Origin of the sequence: Bifidobacterium dentium JCM 1195 = DSM 20436, from assembly GCF_001042595.1 — a bacterium.
Lineage (GTDB): Bacteria > Actinomycetota > Actinomycetes > Actinomycetales > Bifidobacteriaceae > Bifidobacterium > Bifidobacterium dentium.
The window spans coordinates 2,298,730-2,319,640 of record NZ_AP012326.1 but is presented as its reverse complement, the minus strand read 5'-3'; the positions used below and the strand labels follow the sequence as shown (position 1 = coordinate 2,319,640).

Here is a 20,911-nt window from a genome sequence, read left to right as displayed (position 1 = left end):
TCAATGCATCGCGATCAGCCTTCGAAGATGTTCTTCCAGACGTCCACGCTGGCCATGTCGTATTCGCGATACTCCTCGGAAAGCCGTTCCCAACGTGTGATCAGCGCATGGGACAGCCGCAGACCTTCACGAATCTGCTTGCGGAAATACTTGCTGTTACGGCGGCACCAGGCGGCGGTATTGCCGTCCGGCGAGGTCACAATGGCGGAATTGATGCCGTTGAATGACTTCCAGATGGCGTCCTTGGCCGGAATGGCGATATCCGGCTGAACGTCCTTCGTGCCGTCACCACGCGAGGTAAGCGCCTTGAGAATGGCTTTGATGCCGGCCTTCTTGATGTTCTTCGGCGTATCCGGCGTCGGGTCGGCGAAGAACTCACGTTTCGGCTCCGGGAATTCGTCGATATCCTTCACCATGGTGGTGTCGGCGAAACCTTCGCGGGCCTTGCGCACTTCGGCGAGTTTGCCTGGCATGGAATCGACGATGTACTGCGGTCCGCGCATGATGTCCCGCAGGCCCATATGGCGTAGTTTCAGTGCGGAATAGACGAATTTCAGGCCGACATTGACATCGCCGTACAACATTTCGAATGCGAACCGCTTGCCGGGCTTCGGGCAGTGCAACAGGCCGCAGATCCAGCGGTTGCGTTGGAAGAAGTACTCTTCCCATGTGCGTGACGGATCCTTGTCATGCCAGGCCTGATGCCATACGGCCACGCCCGGCAGGCATACGGTATGGTAGCCGTGCTCCAAGGCGCGCACCGCATACTCGGTATCGTCGAATTTGATGAAGATCGGCAGCGACAGACCGATCTCTCGCATGATTGCCGTTGGAATCAGACACATCCACCAGCCGTTGAAATCGGAGTCGATACGGCGGTGACGTTCCGGCGAATCGCGTAGGGGGAACGCGGCGAAATCATGATTGTATCCTAGGCCCTGCGAAGGCACCATCCACACATTGTTGCGGGTGAAGCGCTCTCCCTGCGTATACAGTACGGTGCGGTTGTCCAAATGCAGCATGCCGCCGCCGACGATGGTCGGCTTCTTGGTGTAGTCGGCGAACTGCATGGAACGCAGGATGGCTTCCGGCTCGCTGATGGCATCGTCGTCGAGCAGCAGGGTGTATGAGCTGGCACCCGCCTTCAACGTCTCGTACATGCCGCGGGAGAATCCGCCCGAGCCGCCCATATTGTCTTGGCGCAGATAGGTCAGCTGGCTGCCGAGATCCGCGGCCGTTTCGGCGAAGCCGGGCTGGGCCTTGACCAGATCGGTGCCCTGATCGGTGCAGTAGATGGTGTCGAGACGTTCGCGCAGGCTCTGCTCGGCCGCAATGGTCTTCAGTTGGTTATGGCAGTAGGAAGGGCGATTGAACGTGGTGATGGCGATGGACATCGTGGTCCGCTGCCGCATCGTGCGCTCGCTGCCTGGCACTGACCAACAGGCGTTCGACACGGTGAGGCTGGTCTGGTCGTCGGCTTTCGCGTCGAACCAGAAGTAACCGCCGTCGAGCAGGTTGGTCATGGGGAGTATGGCCTCAACGGTTTGGCAAGCGTCTTCGCTATCCACGGGCATGGTGTTCACCGGCGAGAACAGTCCGCGACCGGTGGATTTGAACAATACCACTTCGCCCTTGCCCTGCACTTCGGCCGTGAAACGGACTTTGCTGATGTTGGTCCAGCGTTTCCAATAGCTGGCCGGGAATGCGTTGAAGAACGTGCATAGCGACACATGTTTGCCGGATTGCACGGTCAGCTCATTACGTGAATCAACGGTGAAGATGTCTCGTGCGCTGGTGTTGGAATGCTGGTTGATGCCCTCGTTGACCAGATGATGGTAGCTGGTTTTGTTCAGACCGCCGAAGTCGACCTTCTTCATATCCACGCGCGGATCGAACACTGCGTCGGTCAGGTGCGGGCGGGTCCATTCGATGACATACAGGGGAAGGGTGAGGTCCTGATCCTTGATCGGATAGACCACACGATTGACGGTCTCCCAATCCTCGGCATGGTCGGTTGCGGAAGCATTCATATTCAGCATGGATTCATTATATAAAGTGCCCATCGCCATGAGACCACCGCATCCATGCGGCCATCGCATTCCCTCACCGTATAATGAAACCCATGCGATTCAACGTTACCGCCGTGGTGGTGTCTTATAACCGTGAACAATTGCTGGGCGAATGTCTTGATGGCCTTGCGGTCCAGACCCGTCCGGCCGACCGCGTGATCGTGGTCGACAACGCCAGCACCGACCATGCGCTCCAGGTGGCGCGCGAACATCCGATCGACGCCGATGTGATTGCCCTGCCGCATAATGTCGGCGGAGCCGGTGGATTCTGCGCGGGCATGGCCGAAGCGGTCGACCCGAAAGCCGTCGCCGCCGACCATGGCACCGCCCACTACGTGTGGATCATGGACGATGACACCATACCGACGCCCACCGCACTGGAGAACCTGCTCCAAGCGGCTCAGGAGTCACTGGACGTGAATCATGCCCTACCCACCATACTTGGGTCCAAAGCGCTGTGGGTCGACGGCCGTGAGCACCTGATGAACAAGCCGCGGCCGCGCACATGGGTGCGCAAGGGCGCGAAGACGCTTGACGGCATGGCGGGGGAGGGCGTCTACCAGGCACGTTCGCTGTCGTTCGTCTCCTGCCTGATCAACGCTGGTGCGATCGTGGGACTCAACAAGCTGCCACGCAGCGCCTATTTTCTGTGGAATGACGACTTCGAATTCACCACGGCCCTGCTCAAGCATGGCCTCGGCTACTACGTGCCCACCAGTGAGGTGGTGCACAAGACCAAGGTGTTCGGTTCCAGCGACGCCGATCCGGGCCAACGCTTCTACAATGAGGTGCGCAACAAACTATGGCTGTTCCGCCTGTCCCGCAGCAACTTCACGGCGGTGGAACTCGCCGAATTCCTGCTGAAAACCGTCCGTCGCTGGGCGCTCACCTATCTGCGTTCCGGCAACAGGGGGGTAATCGTCGACTGCTTCAAACGCGGCTGGCATGACGGTTGGCATACCGATCCGCAAACCAACGCCGAACTCTTCGCCGACGTGCCGCGGATCGCGCGGCGCATCACGGCAATCGAAGGCTGAACATTACAGAAGTCTACTTGCGATTACCGGTCAACCTGTTGCGTACGGCGACCAGCAGGTGATAGCAGGATTTTCTGAAGCTGGTCGGCAGCAGCCGGTAGACGGCTCGCACCAGCACATTGCGCAGGAACTGCGGAAGACTCACGAAATCGTCATGCAGGAACTTCAGCTGCAATTGCAGTTCGTCACGGAACATGCCCAAACCGCCACGACGCTGGTATGCGCCGGCGTCCACGCGGTACAGCACCAACGCCTCCGGTACGTTGTAGAAGCGAGCATGGCGCAGCATGAGTTGCTCCCACAGCATGTAATCCTCGAAACGGCCGACATGCTCCGGATATCCGCCGGCGGCCAGCACCACGGACTTGCGGAACACCACACTCGGGTGGTGCAATGGCGACTGCATGCGGGCGAAACGTTCCAGTTCCGCGCCCTCACGGGGGAGTGTACGCACCTGACCGTTACGATTTTCTTCGCCGGTGAACTCCTGAATGGCACTGCCGGCAATATCGATGGCCGGCGCACGGTCGGCGGCGAACAACGGCATCATCGTAGCGAAACGTTCAGGCAAGGAGATGTCATCGCTATCGGCACGGGCCACCACATCGTAACGGCAGCGCCGCAAACCTTCATTCAACGCATGAGCAAGACCCTGATTGACTTCCAGCGGCACCACGGTCACTTCGGGGCGAGGCCTCAAGGAGACACCGGAACGGCTGAACCAATCGGCAACGGTTTCGGGCAATCCCTGCAGGAATCGTGCGATATCATCCGGCACCCGGCCATCCCGTATGATCACGATCTGCGTAGGCGGCAGCGACTGCTCGACCGTGGCGGAGGCAATCGCCCTCTCGACCTGCGGCAGCGAATCATTGGCATACACTGACATAAGCAGGGAGAACTGCGGAAGCTGGTCATGCTGTTGAATGGTCACTACGCTATCGTAAATCATGACCGTGAAGTTGCATGAAGGAGCTTGAATGGCTGCAAACGAGACGAGTCGGGTGCAAAGCATCGACGTGCTGCGCACGCTGGCCTTGCTCTGCGTACTGAGCATCCATTCGCTACGCGCCGCCATTGCGCAGGTCAACGGCCAAGACCTGTCCGGTCTCACCGGCAACCAGATCGCCGCCTCCTGCGCCATAGGACTGTCCACGCTGGGCGTGCCGCTGTTCCTGATGATCAGCGGCTACCTGCTGTTGGACCGTGACTATACGAAAGAGCGGACCCTCATCTTCTTCAAACGCAATCTGCTGCCGCTGATCGTCTCATATGAGATATTCGATCTTGCGCTCGCGATAGTGCAATACATTGGCGCGGGCGGCGTGACCGTTGCCGACTACGTGAAATCGGCGCTGTTCATAGGACCTGCGCCAATGGGTCATCTCTGGTACATGCAGGCCATCGTAGGCGCGTACCTGCTAGTACCGTTGCTGGCGTTGCTGCTGCACGCCGTTCGGGAACGCGGCCTGGAACCGTATGCCTATGCGGTACTGGCCTGCCTGTTCGTGTGCTACTCGGTGTTGCCGAGCGTGAATCAGATCATGGCATTGCAAGGCAATGCGTTCCAGGTCGTCAGCGCTTTGGATATGTTCGGCATTACGGAACCGCGATTCCTGTTCTATATGGTGTTCGGCTACATGGTGCGTCAAGGCTTCGGCATGCGAACCGCACCGGTTGCGGTGTATGCGGGTATGGTGGCGGCGCTCGCGGTATTGTGCGTTTCCGCCGCATGGTCGAATCTGCATGCAGACGGTTTCCAGTCCAGTTTGGCGTTCACACCGGTGGTGTTGGGTGGGTGCATGCTGTTCCTTGCCGTGGTACGGGCGTTGCGCGGTAGGCGTATTCCGAATACCCTGTATCGGCCTGTGCGCAGTGTGGCCGTATGTTCGTATGGCATGTATGTGTTGCATTACCCTATAGTGCTGTTCATGAAGTATGCGCCACTGCCTGTGCATGGATGGGCGCTGTATGCGTGCATCATGGCTGTTGCGTTTATCATCTCGTACGCAGTGGTATGGTTGGCGTCTCGATACCCCCTTGCCGCTAAATGGCTGTTTCTGATGAAGTGACCCGGGTTTTCAACGGGAGCGGCTGCAGCTGGCGATTGGGGCAAGGGTGCGAATTGCGGTATTATGGGGCAGTTGAAGAGAAGCATACACCCGTAGGGTCAACGCTCCGACTCTTCTGACGTACAAGGTCGGTAGAGGGGGGCGGGGAAGCCAGAGGAGAAGTAATGCCAGCTAGCCAATTCGGAGGCTCTGCGAACCGAGTCCGACGACAGGTCACCGGTACCATGTCGACGGGACCCATTCCGACCTTTTTCGATGGCACTTATCATCCAGAGGCTGCGGCGGGCAGTAGAAAGCCGAAAGCCCAGTTGCATCCTGCCCCGGCATGGCGGTATCTGTACAATTCCGCGCTATTGGTGCTTGATGCTGTGATGATGCTTATTGCCTGTGGCCTCGTGTTTCTTATCAGTGGGAACGTGCTCCATACGGTGCAGCAGGAGATCTCCGGAGGCGTTCCACGGACCTTGGTGGTGCTGTGCGTGGTGTGGCTGCTGAGCTTGGCCGTGTGCCAAGGCTATGCCCGCCATGTTATGGGTGAAGGTTATGCGTTGTATGCAAAGGTGCTGAGCGCGGGGGTATTCGACTTTTTCGCCATGTGTTCGCTATCGTACCTGTTCGATGCACAATACCCCCGTTGGCTGGTGGGGCCTTCCGCTTTCATCGCTGGTATGCTCACCATGGTCGAGCGCTGGCTGATGCGCCGACTGCTGCATGCGAACCGTCGTAAAGGCGAATTCAATTATCCGACGGTGATCATCGGATCCCCGCAGGGCATTCGAGACACCATTGACAAGCTCACCTCCGAAATAGGGGTGGCTGTCGGCTATATGCCGATTGCGGTGTGCCCGGTGGAAGAGGTATGTGAGGAATCCGATCCGGATTCTCCACAACACCTGATTCCAGTGCCATTCCAGCCGCAGAATGAGAACGAAAAGAAGCTACGTGTGCTGGCATTGAATTCTCACTTGCCGCAAACGGCTCGTAATCTTGGTACTCGTACCGTGCTCATCGCCGATGTGCTCACCCGTGATTCCGAAACCTTGCGTACGCTTTCCTTGGCGGTCGAATCATTGAATATGGAATTGGCCGTGACTGCATCCGTGGCGGATATCGGCGGCGGCCGTGTGAATATGCGCAACAATTCCGCGCTGCTGATTCTGTCGGCCTCACTGCCGCAATACTCGTGGCCGACTCGTTTTATGAAGCGCGCACTCGACATTCTTGGCTCGCTGATCGCATTGATTCCGGGTTCCATCATTATGCTGGTCACCGCGATTTTCATCAAAAAGGAAGACGGTGGCCCGGTATTCTATAAGCAGGAGCGCATTGGCCAGTATGGCGAGCCGTTCCATGTACTGAAGATGCGTTCCATGCGTGTGGATGCCGACAAGCATGATGCCGAGGTGGCCGAAGCCGCCGGCGTGAAGCTTGGCGTGGCGTTCAAAGCCAAGGATGACCCACGCATCACCAAGGTGGGTAAGATCATTCGCAAAACGTCCATTGATGAGATCCCTCAGTTCATCAACGTGTTGAAGGGTGATATGTCATTGGTGGGCCCTCGCCCGCAGCGCCAATATGAGGTGGATCAGTACTCTACCCTGTATTCCACACGTCTGCTGGTACGCCCGGGCATTACCGGCCCATGGCAGATTTCGGGGCGCAATAATCTTTCGCAGGAGGAGACCGAATTCCTTGATGTGAGCTATGTGGAGAACTGGTCTCTAATGACGGATATCGCCATTTTGATTAAAACCGTGGGCGTAGTGTTACACGGCGATGGGGCGTACTGACGGCTCCCGAATAGGGTGTCGAAACCGCACGAGGAACTGCAGACGAACGAATCGGAGTTGTCGATCATGAAACACAACGCAAATCACGCCACGGCACGGCCCAATCAGCGTAAAAAATGGCCTTGGGTGTTGCTCGGCATTTTCGTACTGCTCGTTGCCTTGGGTGCGGCCCTTGGTGTGACCGGCTACAAGTTCTACAAGCAGGCACTGCAGGTTAAAGACCACGAGATGGCCGCCGTGGAAACGGTGAAGCAGGTCAAAGATATCAAGAATACGATGGACCCGGCTACACTGCAGAAGGTCATCAAACCGATGCAGCAGCACACCAGCGCCGCTCGCACCATCGCGCATGGCGGCCTGTGGAAGTTGGCAGCCATGGTGCCGGTGTATGGTGATGACATTCGCGCCGTGCAGGGCATGACGGAAGTGGTGGATGACCTCGCTTCGAAGACGTTGCCGGAAGTTTCCGATACGTTGACCACGGTGATGAGCTCTGACTTGAGCGCCGGCAACGGCCAAATCAACATGCAACCGGTGCTGGATCTCAAGAACGCCGTGAACACGGCGAACACACAAGTCCAGCAACAGTATAAGAAGATGAAGAACCTGCCGACCCCGCATATCGGGCTGGTGAAGAATGCGTACGATCAGGCGTTGGACCAGTTTGCCGATATTGCCGACAAATTGAACCAAGGCAACGAGATGCTCTCTATTCTGCCGAAGTTCTTAGGCCAGGATGGCCAGCGTACCTATCTGGTTCTGGCGGCCACCACTTCGGAATCTCGCTCTTCGGGCGGTTTGGGCGGCTCGCTGGGCAGCATGACTACCAATAACGGTTCGTTCCAGATGGGTGACTTCTACCCGAATACCGAGTTCGAAGGCGAGAATTCCGAGGTCTATACGGATTCCGATAAGGCAGTGTTCCCGTTCTCTTTCGATATTCGAGACCAGGAGGCGGATCCGGACTTCAACAATGTGGCGAAGAACGTAGCCACCATCTGGCAGCAATCCAGCCATTCCACCAATGTGGATGGTGTGATGGCCATCGATCCGGTGTTCATTCAGGAGTTGGTAAAGCTGAATGGCAATGTGCAGATTCCGAATGGTCCACTGCTGACCGGCGACAATACGGCCCAGTTCCTGCTTAACGACATCTACAAGGATGTGTACACCGCTTACCAGGACGAGTACTTCCAGTATGTGGCTTCCAATGTGATGGATGCCACGTTCAAGGACCTGAGCATCAACAAGCTTGTGTCCATAGCCAAGCTCATCTCTCCAATGGCGGAAGGCCGCCATGTGAGCTTTGTGAGCTTCCATGAGGATGAGAATAAGGCCTTCTCCGATATGGGTCTGACGAACGGTATTCCTTCCGATGAGGAGAAGCCGGAATTCGGCATGTACTTCAACCAGCTCAACGCTTCGAAGATGGACTGGTACCTGCACCGCAATACGCAGATTACCCGTACCTCATGCAATCAGGACGGTTCCCAGACCTATCATGTGACGGTTACTCTGGAGAATGCTCTGTCTTATGAGGATTACGTGAACGGTCCTACCTACATTCTCGGTGGCGGTGATTTGCGTGGCCATATCGTCGATAAGATGCTGCTCTATGCGCCTGCTGGCGGTTCCATCTCTAACCTTACCGTCGGTGGCAGTGCCCAGATCGATGACCCTCAGCAGGGTAATCTCAACGGCAATGGCATGATCTATACCGTTGCGAACATCGCCTATGGGCAGAATGCAACATTCGACTTCGATGTGACCACCTCACCCAAGGCCAAGGAAGATCTCAAACTCGACCAGACGCCGATGGGTTGGACGAATACTGGTGTATCTTACGATACTAAAGCTTGCCAACTCCAAAACTAAGGCTTATTTTGCAGCTGATTCTCAAAATATAGATGTATTCGGATAAGTCAGAGTGAAGAGGTTAACAATGACTGTAGATATATTGATGGCAACGTATAATGGAGCCGATTATCTCAATGATCAGATTCAGTCTATCGTTAATCAAAACTATTCTGATTGGGATTTGCTCATTTCTGATGATGGATCTTTTGACGCCACTATAGATATTTTAGAGAATTGGTCTAATCAAGATTCGCGAATAGAAATTTTAGATACAGGGATACGGCATGGTACCCCACAAAGTCATTTTTTGGACATATTGAGATATTCTCAAAATGAATATTTCGCTTTCTCTGATCAAGATGACTATTGGCTTCCAGAGAAATTGACGCTTTGCCTTAAATATTTGCGTAGTCTTGAGAAAAAATACGGTAAAAAAAGCCCTCTAATGGTTTATACTGACATGTCTGTTACGGATAGTAATCTTAAAATTACGGCTTTGTCTTTTTTGGAAAGTTCAGGAAAAGGGAAGGTAAGTGATTCTGTACAAGAATTACTTATGACTAGTGTTGCAGCAGGTTGCACAATAATGGGAAATGCTGAGCTACGGAAAGTCATCGTTAAAGCGACCGATAATGTTTTTGACGAGAAAATCCTAATGCATGATTGGTGGACCCTGCTGGTCGCAGCTTGTTGTGGACATGTACTTGGAATCCATACTCCAACAGTTTTATATAGGCAACATGATACTAATTCCATTGGTGCTGAGCGATATAATGTCTTTAATAAGATTAGAGATCAAAAAGAAAACGCAAGAAAATATTGGGCTAGTTGTAAGCAGGCGGAATTGCTTTATAACAAAATTAATGAATTCATGCCTTATGAAAAAAAAGATATTGTCGCTGCTTTCATTTCGACGATGTATGTTAATAAATTTTCTGCACTGAAAATTTTACGAACAAATCGGTTGTTAAAGCGAGAACCGTTGAAACGTATAGGACAATGCATGTCGGTCTTGATGAGAAATAATGAAATGGTTAAGGAGTGAAATGAAAACCTTTGCAATTCATCTTCCACAATTTCATACTTTTCCTGAAAATGATCGCTGGTGGGGGAAAGGCTTTACAGAATGGACAAATGTAAAAAAGGCAAAGCCTTTATACGAAGGGCATTCTCAGCCTCTCATACCGATTAACTCTCATTATTACGATCTATCTAATCCGGAAGAGATGACAAGACAGCATCGTCTTGCTGCGCAATACGGTATTGATGGATTCGTATACTATCATTATTGGTTTAATGGTAAAAAATTGATGGAAAAACCAGTAGAAGATTTACTGACAAATAAAGAAGCTAAACAACAGTACTGTCTATGTTGGGCAAATGAGCCCTGGACTCGAGCATGGGATGGCAAAAATAAGGAAATCTTGATGCCTCAGACATTTGGAGGACAAGAAGACTGGTTAAATCACATCAGGTATTTAATCTCGTTTTTTAAAGATGAACGTTATTTGAGAATACAAGGACGTCCTGTGTTCTTCGTCTATTCTCCAAAGAATATTCCTAATTTTGATAATATGATTGAATTTTGGGATTCGTATCTTGAAAGATGTGGGGAAGAGAAAATATATCTTATCGAATATATAAGTTCATTTAATCCAAAAGCATTTAGTGATTACTCTAAAGCAGTATTTGAATTTGAACCATTGTATTCGGCGCATTACGAGATTTCATTTTTAAAACAAGCTGATCGTTTCATTGATAAAAAAATGAAAAGACTTGATTGTCTGGATTATGACTATCTGTGGAATCGGATTTTAAATAAACAGCGAAAATATGGAACGAGACAAATTGTAAGATCTGCTTTTACCAATTTCGATAATTCTCCAAGAAAAGGAACGCGTGCCTTTATTACCCAAGGATCGAGCTACACAAAATTTGCGGATTATTTGAATCAATTGATTCATTCAAATCGGCAAGATTACATGGATTTCACTGTGATTAATGCTTGGAATGAATGGGGTGAAGGGGCTATACTTGAACCGACGGAATCTGATCAATATGGTTGGTTGCAGGCGGTGAAAGATGCCGTACAATGAGCAAATTCTTACAGCAAAGGAAAATAAGGGTCTTACAGTTTTTGAAGCTCCTTATTTCTTTGCAGGATATGCTATATGGTTAATTGTTGCTATTTTGAATACAACAACACTATCGGCATATTTTGGACATGTAAATATACTGTATGCTATTGTCCCAGTTTTTTTTCTTTTGCATGAGATTTTTACGGTCAGGGAGCATGCGACAGGTGAATTAGTATTTGCTGTCATTCTAATTTTTTTAAATCTTCAAACTTTCCTTTTTGGCAACAACGACTTGTTCGCATTTTCAATGCTTTTATTTTGCGGACGTAGAGTTGCCTTCTCAGAAATCGCAAAAGTTACAGTTATACTTCAAACAGTTACAACCATTTTGATTGTAACGCTTTCTAGTTTGGGATTAATTGATAATGTAAGCAATATACGAGCTGATGGGACGACGCGTATCTCATTAGGATTTGCATATGTGACCTTTTTGTCGTACATATTTCTTAATATTGTGTTACTTTGGATCTGGTTACGCAATAAAAGCATACGGTTTAGTGAATATCTTCTTTTGGGGATATGTGATACTGTAATATTCTACTATACGGATGCCCGTAATGGATGTTGCTTGATATATCTTGTTCTTGTTGTTTCCTTCATCATTAATCGATATAATGACAAATTGATTCATAAAAAAGGAATTGATTTCTTTATCCAATATGATTATATAATTTGTGCTATTTTTTTCTTGTCTATATCTCTACTATTCATTTTCTTTTCTAATATATCAGTTATGAAAGAGATGGATAAAATCTTTTCTTCTAGACTCACGTATACCTCTTATGCTCTTCAGCATTTTGGTTTGCCTTTCCTAGGAGGAACAAAAGATGTGCTGGTGAATAAAGGATTATATATTGATTCATCGTATATGAGAATCATATACGATCATGGATTGATTGTTTTACTGTTGCTCTTATTCTTCTTGACAGTCCTTCAAAAGAAACTGCTTGCTGATGATGAATGGCTTCTGTTATTTTTGTTGGGAGTTATCGCAGTACATTCAATGTTTGATGCTCAACTGATGTCCTTTCAACATAACACTTTTCTTTTCCTCCTAACCTCGGTTATCCCTTGGGGGAATGGGAAACATTATCGTTTAATGGGTTTTACTCATGCTAGGAGTTCCAATGCCTAAAGTAAGCGTAGTCATTCCTACTTTCAATCGTGCAGATACTATAGGTGATTCCATTAAGAGTGTCCTAGAACAGACATTCAAGGACTTTGAAGTAATAGTTGTCGATGATGGTTCCACAGACGGCACTGAATCAGTCGTTGCCGCATTTGGGGATTCTCGAATTAAATATATTATGCAGGATAACGCAGGAGCATGCGCTGCTCGTAACAATGGAATCCGACACGCAAATGGTGAATACATTGCGTTCCAAGATAGCGACGATTATTGGATGCCCCGAAAACTTGAAAGGCAACTTCAGAATATCAGCCTTCATGATTCGAAGATAGATATATGCAAGATGCATTCTGCGGGGCTGCCCAAAGATGAATATGAACCCTGTCGCCAAGCGATAGAAGCAAATTTTTCGTATGAATATTTGCTTGGGCGTAATTTTGTGAGTACTCAGATGATTCTCGCGAGGCATGAGCTCTTTGAAGATAATTTGTTCGATGTAAAGATTCCTCGTTTCCAGGATTGGGATCTTATGCTTCGTTTGCTACGTGACTACAAACTGTCTTACACTGACGAAGTACTTGTTGAACGCTATATTTCTGCAGATTCTATCTCCCAAAATGTTCATAAGGCACTTGAGGCGTATTCATTAATTGAGAAAAAATATTCTGATGAATTATCTTCACATAGAGATTCGTATTCTCTGTTTATGTATACGAAAGCTCAAATTTGCAAATCCGGGTTGACTAGATATGAGGAAGCGGCACTTTTCATGAATAGTTTTAAAATGAATCCTAACTTGAAAAGTCTATTGCGAGCAATACAAAGTCTCATATCTTTGTAATGCCATAGTCGCATATTGCGATATGTCTAGAACAGTTTATCTAATTGATGAGCTGACATGGATTCGTAATAATGCGTTGTAAATTATTGGAGAATATAAACTGCTTCCGCCGGAAGGATGTCAATGATGAAAATTGCAGTTGCTGGTACTGGCTACGTTGGTTTGTCCGTTTCACTGTTGCTCGCTCAAAATAATGAAGTTTGTGCAGTGGATATCGTGCCTTCGAAGGTGGAAGCATTGAATCGGGGTGAGAGTCCCATTGTAGATGAAAAGATTACTGAATTTCTTTATAAGAATACAACGGGGGAATGCCCTCTTAATTTTCGTGCAACACTGAATCAATCTGAAGCGTATGAAGACGCAGATTATGTGGTAATCGCGACACCGACAAATTATGACCCAATGAAAAATTATTTCGATACTTCTAGTGTTGAGAATGCCATTGATGCAGTTCGCAAGGTAAATTCAGCTGCTTGGGTGGTCATAAAATCTACTGTACCCGTTGGCTACACGATGAATCTGCGTAAATCACGTAATGATGATCGTATTATTTTTAGTCCAGAATTTTTACGTGAGGGGAAGGCTCTGTACGATAACCTTCATCCAAGTCGAATTGTTGTTGGTGCACCGGCGGATGATTCACAGGCTATTGCGGCCGCAGAAAATTTTGCGCAATTACTCGATGAGGGGACTGCACAGGAGGAGCGAAATCGTTCAAACCCGGATGGTTCGAAGGGCGTACCACGTCTGATTGTAGGGCCAACCGAGGCAGAGGCCATTAAACTATTTGCCAATACATATCTTGCATTACGCGTAGCATATTTTAATGAATTAGACACATATGCGCAAACCCGTTGCTTGAATGCAGAAGAGATCATTCATGGAGTGGGATTGGATCCACGTATTGGGGCACACTACAATAATCCGAGTTTTGGTTATGGTGGATATTGTCTCCCGAAAGATACAAAGCAATTACTTGCGAATTATGACAAAGTTCCGCAGAATCTCATCGGTGCCATTGTGGATGCCAATCGTACTCGAAAAGATTTTATTGCTTCGGAAGTGATGGAACGTGTATTGGTTTCTGGCAGGAAGAAACCTATAGTTGGTATATATCGATTGACCATGAAGTCGGGCTCTGATAATTTTCGGCAGTCGTCAATTCAAGGCGTGATGAAAAGAGTCAAGGCTAAAGGTGTCACTGTATTGGTGTATGAGCCTACATTGGAAGATCCAGAATTTTATGGCTCTGAAGTAACGCATGATCTAGAATCGTTTAAAGAACGGGTAGACGTGATTGTCGCCAATCGTTGGAATGCAGAGCTCAAGGATGTGGAAGCCAAAGTCTACACCCGCGATTTATTCCGGAGAGATTAACGGCATAATTTCGGAGAATTTATATGGAACTCATACTGAATGTCTGCTGCTGCCCCACATATGTATATTAGTAGAGCAGCAGTAGACAGTATTCTATATACATATAGAATACGGTATTTTAGATAAAGGATCCTAAGAATTTTCTGAAACCGTTGAGGAATTAATAGTTGTCATTTCGTAGCTGAGGTGGCATGTTCTTGACTTGGAGGACAGGGCGTGAGTAAACGCATTCTCTTTACAACTGAGACGCTGAGCTTAGGTGGCATACAACGTGTGACATCAGTAATTGTAAATGCGTTATATAGGCATGGAAAAGATGTGACTTTGTACTGTTTGGATAATGCCAAACAAGATTTTTATCATGTTGATGCACCTGTTGTTCGTTTTGATTCTACTGGAAAGAGATATATTAAGAATCAATTTTTCCGTTTAATAAAATTGTTTTCTGGGGGGAAGGTTATGTCCCTTTGGCAAACTCATTTTTTAAAATATTTAGATGATAATAAGATTAATACAGTTGTTCTAAATCCGCATTTCTTTCATCTTGTTCCAAAGATAAAAGAATTTTGCCCATCTATACGTATTTATTTGTGGATGCATAACAATTTTGATATGTATGTTGAAACAAAAAAATATTTTAATGACCGTGACTCTTTACTTCAATTTGCCAAGAAAGCAGATGGAATAATTTGTCTCGAGAAATACTCGTGCGAAAAATGGTCGCAATATAATGCAAATTCATTCGTCTTGCATAATCCAATCACTCTTGACCCACACCATTCTGTGGCGGATATGGACAGCCACGTTATCTCGTTCACGTCACGTTTGACTATAGAACAAAAAGGATTGGATTATCTTATAGCGATTGCACGCACGCTCCCAGAACCATGGTACATTAATGTTGCCGGAACCGGTGTAGACAAAAATCGTTTTTTAGATCTTATTCAAAGAGCGCATGTTGAGAATAAAATCATCTTGAGAGGAGCCTTGCAGGGGCAGGATTTGCTCGATCATTATCTAAAATCAAGTATCTTCCTTATGACAAGTCGCTGGGAAGGCTTTTCATTAGTGTCCGCAGAGGCTATGAGTGTTGGACTTCCCATCGTTGCATTCGATATACCTGCTCTTTGCGAAGTGACTGACGATGGGCGGTATGCATTGCTTGCTCATGATGGTGATGTGGAAGATTTTTGTCGACAAATGGGTAAATTAATTTCCAGTGTGAAATTACGGAGAGAATACTCTGCACTCTCGTTGGAACGCGCAAGGTCATTTTCTCTTGAAACTATTGTGAGTGAGTGGAAGAGAATAGTCGATGAGTGATGTGTCAAAAAAACACGGAGAGATGAGTTTCTTAAAGGCTGCTTTCATTCAAGCAGTGTCGAAATACTCTACAGTGATAATGCAAATGGCAATCACTGTTGTACTTGCCAGGTTGCTTACGCCAGAACAGTATGGGGTGATGGCTGGTGTTACAGTCTTCACAAGTTTCTTTAGCATATTGGCTGATTTGGGATTAGGCCCAGCAATTATTCAGTATCAAAATCTCGATTCAAGGGATTATGGATCTATTTTTATCTTTTCATGTGGTCTTGGCCTTTGTCTTTCCTGTGTCTTCATCTTTTTGGGGACACCATTAAGCTTCTTCTTCCATGATTCTACTTATACTTCATTATGTGCTTGGGTGTCTGTATCCGTATTCTTTAATACAGTCAACATGGTCCCCAATGGTTTACTCCTTAAAGGTAAAAAATTTAAATTAATTGGAGTAAGACTCTTCGTAACAACGATTGTTGGAGGCCTTGTTGCAATTGTTCTTGCGTATGTGGGACTTGGAGTGTTTGCTCTGGTTGCGAACATAAACATTACAGCGATACTGGTTTTTCTGTGGAATTATCTCTCAATAAAGAAAGAGCTCTCCTTTACTGATTTACATATTGTTTCTTCAATGAAAGTAATCGCAAAATATTCGCTTTTTCAAGCTGGTGCAAATTTTGTAAATTATTTTGCTAGGAACCTAGATCATCTTGTTATTGGTAGAGCATTTAATTCCGTATCTTTAGGGTTATATGATAAGGCTTACAAACTGACAGCGTATCCAATTACGTTCGTTCCACAAGTGTTAGCCAGTGTGATACAACCATTCTTAGCTAAGTATCAAAATGATAAATATCGACTTCGTGATTTTTATCATAAAGTAACTTTTGTATTAGCGATAGTTGGAGCATATGTTACATTTTTATTTGTATTATGTTCAAATGAAATTGTCACCATATTCTATGGTGACAATTGGAAGAACTGCGTACCGCTATTTGCTATTCTTTCATGTTCATTATTTTGTCAATTATTAGGTAATATCACTGGTCCAATGCTACAAAGTGCGGGACGCACTGATTTACTTCTGAGGCAGACATCAATTGCGACGGTTATTATTGTTGTTTCCATGTTACTAGGAGCATCGACTGGCAATTTGACCAATCTTGCAATTGGTGTTGCTCTTGGTTACTGCTTGCAAATATTCACTTGCGTGTATTATGTGGAAAAAATTGCTCTTGAAGGTCAAATTCGAGACTATTGCAAGGAAGTTGTGACTCCTCTTATGTGTGGTCTCGTTGCTTTTGTCCCGTGTATGCTGTGTAAGAGGAATTTTCTTTCTTCTCTGAATACGTGGATTTCTCTTTTGATGTGTACTTTTTCCTTTACTGGTTTATTTGTTCTAGTTGTTGCTTTGACTGGTGGATTTAAAAAATGTTTGAATATTTTGCGCAGATAATATCTATATTTATTGTAAGTATTTATTGCATTAAAAATCTATCTTATTAATAATACGGCTTGAAGCTTCGAAGAAGGGACTGGATATAATGAAAGAGTCAAATTTGATTTCTGTCATCATTCCGACGCTGAACCCGGGTAGCCAGATTACCGTGTTGCTCGATAAACTGATTGGCCAGAGCCTGTCGCCTGCGGAAATCATCGTCGTTGATTCGCAGTCGGATGATGGCACTCCGGCTTTGGTGAGTCAGTATATTGCAAACCATACTGGTCAGAACATCAGATTCATCGGAATCGAACGCAAGGATTTCGATCATGGCGCCACTCGGGATATGGCTTTACGCGAATCCAATGGCGATTTCGTCCTGTTTCTGACCCAAGATGCCATGCCTGCGAATGAGCACTATATCGAAAATCTCATGAAACCTTTTTCTGATGAAAAAGTGGCTTTGGTCACTGGGCGTCAGATTGCACGCCCGGATGCACGCCCTGCCGAGCGTCTGGTCCGGGAATTCAATTATCCCGAACAATCCCATATCCGTGACGCTTCCGATATCGAACGATTGGGCATCAAAGCGTTCTTTGCCTCCGACGTGTGCGCGGCGTATCGTCGCTCGGCATATCTTGCAGTTGGAGGGTTTGAGCATCCGATTGACACCAACGAAGACATGTTGATTGCCGCCGCGTTCCTTCATGCCGGATACAAAATCGCGTACGAGGCGAGCGCGGAAGTCGTTCACTCGCATAATTTCACACTCAAGCAGCAGTATAAACGCAACTATCTCATGGGTAAGGAGATCCAGAAGCACGCGGCGTTGTTGGGTGGTGCGAAAGTTGCAGGCGAGGGAATGGCGCTGGTCAAATATGTCATCCAAGGCTTGGCCAAAGGGTGTCATTTCTACGAAATCATAAGATTCTGCTTCGACTGCGCGGCTCGATTACTCGGCAATCGCGCTGGAGCATCGGACGGAGCGAAGCTCTAAAACGAGTCTTCGTCTGAGCGCTAATATCAGAAAACGGAGATTCGTTGTAAAGCTTCACTTCAACCACGGCTTTATGGCACCTGCGTGAACTTCAGATCCTTAAGGTAGTTCTTTCCGGAGGTCTGGTCATATTGCACCAGCTTGTAGTCGGCAAGCAACTGCTTGACCTTCTTCGAAAGATGCTTCGTGTCAATCGTATTGCCATCACGGTCAAGATAGGTGGCATGCCCCTGGCCGATACCGCCGCTGGAGGTGATCACTCGACTCATGGCCGGCACCTCCTGATGCAGTTCGGTCAGCATGGCAAGGAACGGTGACACCTTGGCGTTCATATGTTCGGCGGCCATGGCCATGAAGTAATTCGACGAAGTATAGGCGGTTTCGGTCTGATCCAGCTTCGTGTCATGCGAGGCTGACGCATTGTTCGACCAGATGAAATAGTCGGTCTCGTGTAGCGTCACCTTGTTGTTCGCATCCTTATTGGCGGTGGAATAGATGCCAGGCAGATGGTCGCCGTAGAAGATCACGGTGATCGGTTTGTCGATCTGATTGAGCTGATTGAGGAAGTCGGCTGTTTCCTGATCGGTGTAGTTCACGCCCTTGGCATATGTGTTGATGTCGTTGCGCTCACTGTCGGAAATGTTCTCCGACGTATCGGCCTCCACAAACTCGTTATTGTCGTAATAATCGCCGTATGGCGTGTGGTTCTGCATGGTCACGAGCTGCAGGAACTGCGACTTGTCGCTATCCTTCTGCTCATTGATCAAATCGAGAACGTTCTGGTATGCCTCACTGTCGCTCACATACGGCGAACGGTCGATGGTGCCGGTGTGCGTGAGCGGTTCCTCGCTGTCGCATGTGTACAGATACGAGAACTTGAATTTCTTGTAGTCAATGTTGCGCAGATACATGCTCTGCTGGAACGGATGCACCGCAGTGGTGGCGGATTCGCCGTACTTCTGCGTCCAGATCTGATTGAACGAGTACGGGTCGCTCTGATTCGGCACAAGCTGCTGGTACGGCACAATCAAAGAATCGTTGAAATTGGCCAGATTCATACCGGTCAATGCCTGGTATTCGATATTCGCGGTGCCTCCACCATAGCCGGGGGAGAGCATCAGGCCGGATGTCGTGAAGTTCTTGATAGTGCGGATGTTCGGCATTGGGTCGATGCTGAAACTCACGCCCGGCACGCGTGTCGGGTCGGAGAATGACTCCGACAGAACCAGGATCACCGTACTATCGGTCAGTTCACTGCCACGGTTCTGATTGATGGTCTCCGCTGCGGCGGAATAGCGTTCGGCGATCTGCTCCATGGTCTTCTGGCTGTAGTTCTCCGGCTTATCCATGGCCTTGACCTTGGTCAGACTCAGGAACGTGGTTGCCGGGCCATTGTTCTGCGCGTCCATCAGGGAATTCCACAATTCCGGACGGTAGCCCATATCCGTAGCCCAGGAATAGGACCATGAATCAGGCGTGCTTAGGCCCACCGTATATGAGCCGAGCAGCACCACGCTGAGCACGGCCGCGAGAATACGGCAGACATTGCCGACGATGTTCTTGACATTCGCGATCGGATGGCGCCACGAGCAATGGATGAATCTCCTACGGCCGTCAAATACGAACAGGATCACGCATATCAGCAGGAACCAGAGCAGAACTTGGATCGCACCGTTGACGAGTGCTTCGCTGGCCTTAGGTATGAATGACATGATGCTGCCGGTGTCACCGCCTGAAACGAACGTCAGATCAGCCGGAATGATCGGTTCGTTACGCAATTGCACCTTGATGCTGTTGGCCACGCCATATGCGGTCATGACGGTGCCGAATATGATGGTCGCGATCCAGAATCTGTTCGTAATGAAAATCAGCGCAAGATACACCAATCCCAAACCAACGAAATTGATGAGGAATACGTATTTCTGCTCCAACCACATCTGGCTGACGAATTTCGTCAGCTGACCGGCCACGCTTTGCATAATCTTGGTGGTGTTGTCGATTTGCGCGTCGTCGGCATATTCCGGCTCGCTGCACATGCCCCACTGCAGGAAGATGACCTCCGCCGAGGTAAGCAGCATGAACACGACCGTGTAGAACGCATAGGAGAACTTCATGCGCTTGCGCCACAGGCCGTACAGCATCTTGGCGATGTCGATGAACTTGCGTACGGGTTTCAGGTTAGTGAAAGCGCGCCATCGATCATGTACCTTCGCCGCGGCACGGCATACGGTTGCGGCCGTTCGCTGAGCGGCCTGATGAACGGACCGTGCGGCGGCATGCACCTTACGTACCGTGATTACGGCCAGCTCCTCAGCCTTGCCGGTTGTGACGAGCGGGTCGGACGCCGCCGATATCGCGGTTGAGGCCGGCTGCGTTCGCACAGACGTTGGCATCGAGGTCTGCGTCGGTGCGCCGACGGCTCTGACATTGTGCTTGGCAGGCCTCACGCTTGATTGCATGCCTTGCGTATACAAGCTGTAACGGGTGGTGTTGCGTGGCGTGGAATGGCGCCGCTGCGTAGCTTTGCGTCGTGGGCCTTTGCATTGCGTAGCCGACGAGTGAATCACTCGCTTGCTGACGAACAGTGATTGTTCCCGCGGCTGGTCCGTCGATGCGTTGGCTGGCTGGAAGGCGTTTCTGGTGCTGAAAAGTGAGATGTTCATACGTTGGCCGACTGCGGGAGAAGAGGGAGCGGAAAGGGGATGCGTTTTGCCGATGACAGATCCAAGTCGTTTGCTGGAGGCGACCGGTTGCAGATATGGAAGGTCTTTCGAATGACCATTGGTCAGAATGTTCTGCATCGTCGCGTCCTTCGGAGGTATTTCTGTTCATCTGACTTACTTGCG

At 48.7% G+C, this 20,911-nt stretch carries 15 protein-coding genes; 12 read left to right on the top strand and 3 right to left on the bottom strand.

Annotation, left to right across the window (positions count from 1 at the left end; genetic code table 11):
* Positions 1-14 precede the first annotated feature (14 nt).
* Complete coding sequence (locus tag BBDE_RS09750; protein WP_003838546.1) at positions 15-2,069, bottom strand: glycosyltransferase; 2,055 nt, start codon at positions 2,067-2,069, stop codon at positions 15-17.
* Between the two features lie 53 nt (positions 2,070-2,122).
* Between BBDE_RS09750 and BBDE_RS09745 the strand changes: the two genes are divergently transcribed.
* A complete protein-coding gene (locus BBDE_RS09745) occupies positions 2,123-3,106 on the top strand; it encodes a glycosyltransferase (protein ID WP_012902532.1) in 984 nt (327 codons plus the stop codon).
* 13 nt (positions 3,107-3,119) lie between these two features.
* Here BBDE_RS09745 and BBDE_RS09740 read toward each other — a convergent pair whose 3' ends face one another.
* The gene (locus BBDE_RS09740) at positions 3,120-4,058 is read right to left on the bottom strand and encodes a glycosyltransferase (protein WP_003838549.1); all 939 of its coding nucleotides are present in this window, start codon (positions 4,056-4,058) and stop codon (positions 3,120-3,122) included.
* A gap of 28 nt (positions 4,059-4,086) precedes the next feature.
* On the opposite strand from BBDE_RS09740, the gene BBDE_RS09735 reads away from it, so the two are divergent.
* From BBDE_RS09735 to BBDE_RS09695, 11 genes are all read left to right on the top strand, one after another.
* On the top strand, positions 4,087-5,178 hold the full coding sequence (locus tag BBDE_RS09735; protein WP_003838551.1) for an acyltransferase: 1,092 nt from the start codon (positions 4,087-4,089) through the stop codon (positions 5,176-5,178).
* A gap of 164 nt (positions 5,179-5,342) precedes the next feature.
* A complete protein-coding gene (locus BBDE_RS09730; protein WP_012902531.1) occupies positions 5,343-6,968 on the top strand; it encodes a sugar transferase in 1,626 nt (541 codons plus the stop codon).
* 66 nt (positions 6,969-7,034) lie between these two features.
* A complete protein-coding gene (locus BBDE_RS09725) occupies positions 7,035-8,843 on the top strand; it encodes a DUF4012 domain-containing protein (RefSeq protein WP_012902530.1) in 1,809 nt (602 codons plus the stop codon).
* A gap of 67 nt (positions 8,844-8,910) precedes the next feature.
* Positions 8,911-9,870 (top strand): glycosyltransferase family 2 protein, encoded by a 960-nt coding sequence (locus tag BBDE_RS09720; protein ID WP_003838558.1) that lies wholly within the window; start codon positions 8,911-8,913, stop codon positions 9,868-9,870.
* A 1-nt stretch (position 9,871) separates the two neighbouring features.
* Entirely contained in the window at positions 9,872-10,921 is a 1,050-nt protein-coding gene (locus BBDE_RS09715) for a glycosyltransferase WbsX family protein (protein ID WP_012902529.1), read from the top strand.
* Complete coding sequence (locus BBDE_RS09710; protein ID WP_003838560.1) at positions 10,908-12,098, top strand: hypothetical protein; 1,191 nt, start codon at positions 10,908-10,910, stop codon at positions 12,096-12,098. Before BBDE_RS09715 ends, BBDE_RS09710 begins: the two co-directional genes overlap by 14 nt.
* On the top strand, positions 12,091-12,933 hold the full coding sequence (locus BBDE_RS09705) for a glycosyltransferase family 2 protein (protein WP_003838561.1): 843 nt from the start codon (positions 12,091-12,093) through the stop codon (positions 12,931-12,933). The genes BBDE_RS09710 and BBDE_RS09705 overlap by 8 nt, the downstream gene beginning before the upstream one ends.
* A gap of 126 nt (positions 12,934-13,059) precedes the next feature.
* On the top strand, positions 13,060-14,310 hold the full coding sequence (locus tag BBDE_RS09700) for a nucleotide sugar dehydrogenase (protein ID WP_033489388.1): 1,251 nt from the start codon (positions 13,060-13,062) through the stop codon (positions 14,308-14,310).
* A gap of 216 nt (positions 14,311-14,526) precedes the next feature.
* Positions 14,527-15,633, top strand: a complete 1,107-nt coding sequence (locus BBDE_RS11240; RefSeq protein WP_012902527.1) for a glycosyltransferase — start codon at positions 14,527-14,529, stop codon at positions 15,631-15,633.
* Entirely contained in the window at positions 15,626-17,083 is a 1,458-nt protein-coding gene (locus tag BBDE_RS11235) for a lipopolysaccharide biosynthesis protein (protein ID WP_003838571.1), read from the top strand. Before BBDE_RS11240 ends, BBDE_RS11235 begins: the two co-directional genes overlap by 8 nt.
* Before the next feature lie 88 nt (positions 17,084-17,171).
* Entirely contained in the window at positions 17,172-18,065 is an 894-nt protein-coding gene (locus BBDE_RS09695; protein WP_003838573.1) for a glycosyltransferase, read from the top strand.
* Between the two features lie 71 nt (positions 18,066-18,136).
* Here the strand turns inward: BBDE_RS09695 and BBDE_RS09690 are convergent, their stop codons facing one another.
* A complete protein-coding gene (locus BBDE_RS09690) occupies positions 18,137-20,866 on the bottom strand; it encodes an LTA synthase family protein (RefSeq protein ID WP_012902524.1) in 2,730 nt (909 codons plus the stop codon).
* Positions 20,867-20,911: the final 45 nt, after the last annotated feature.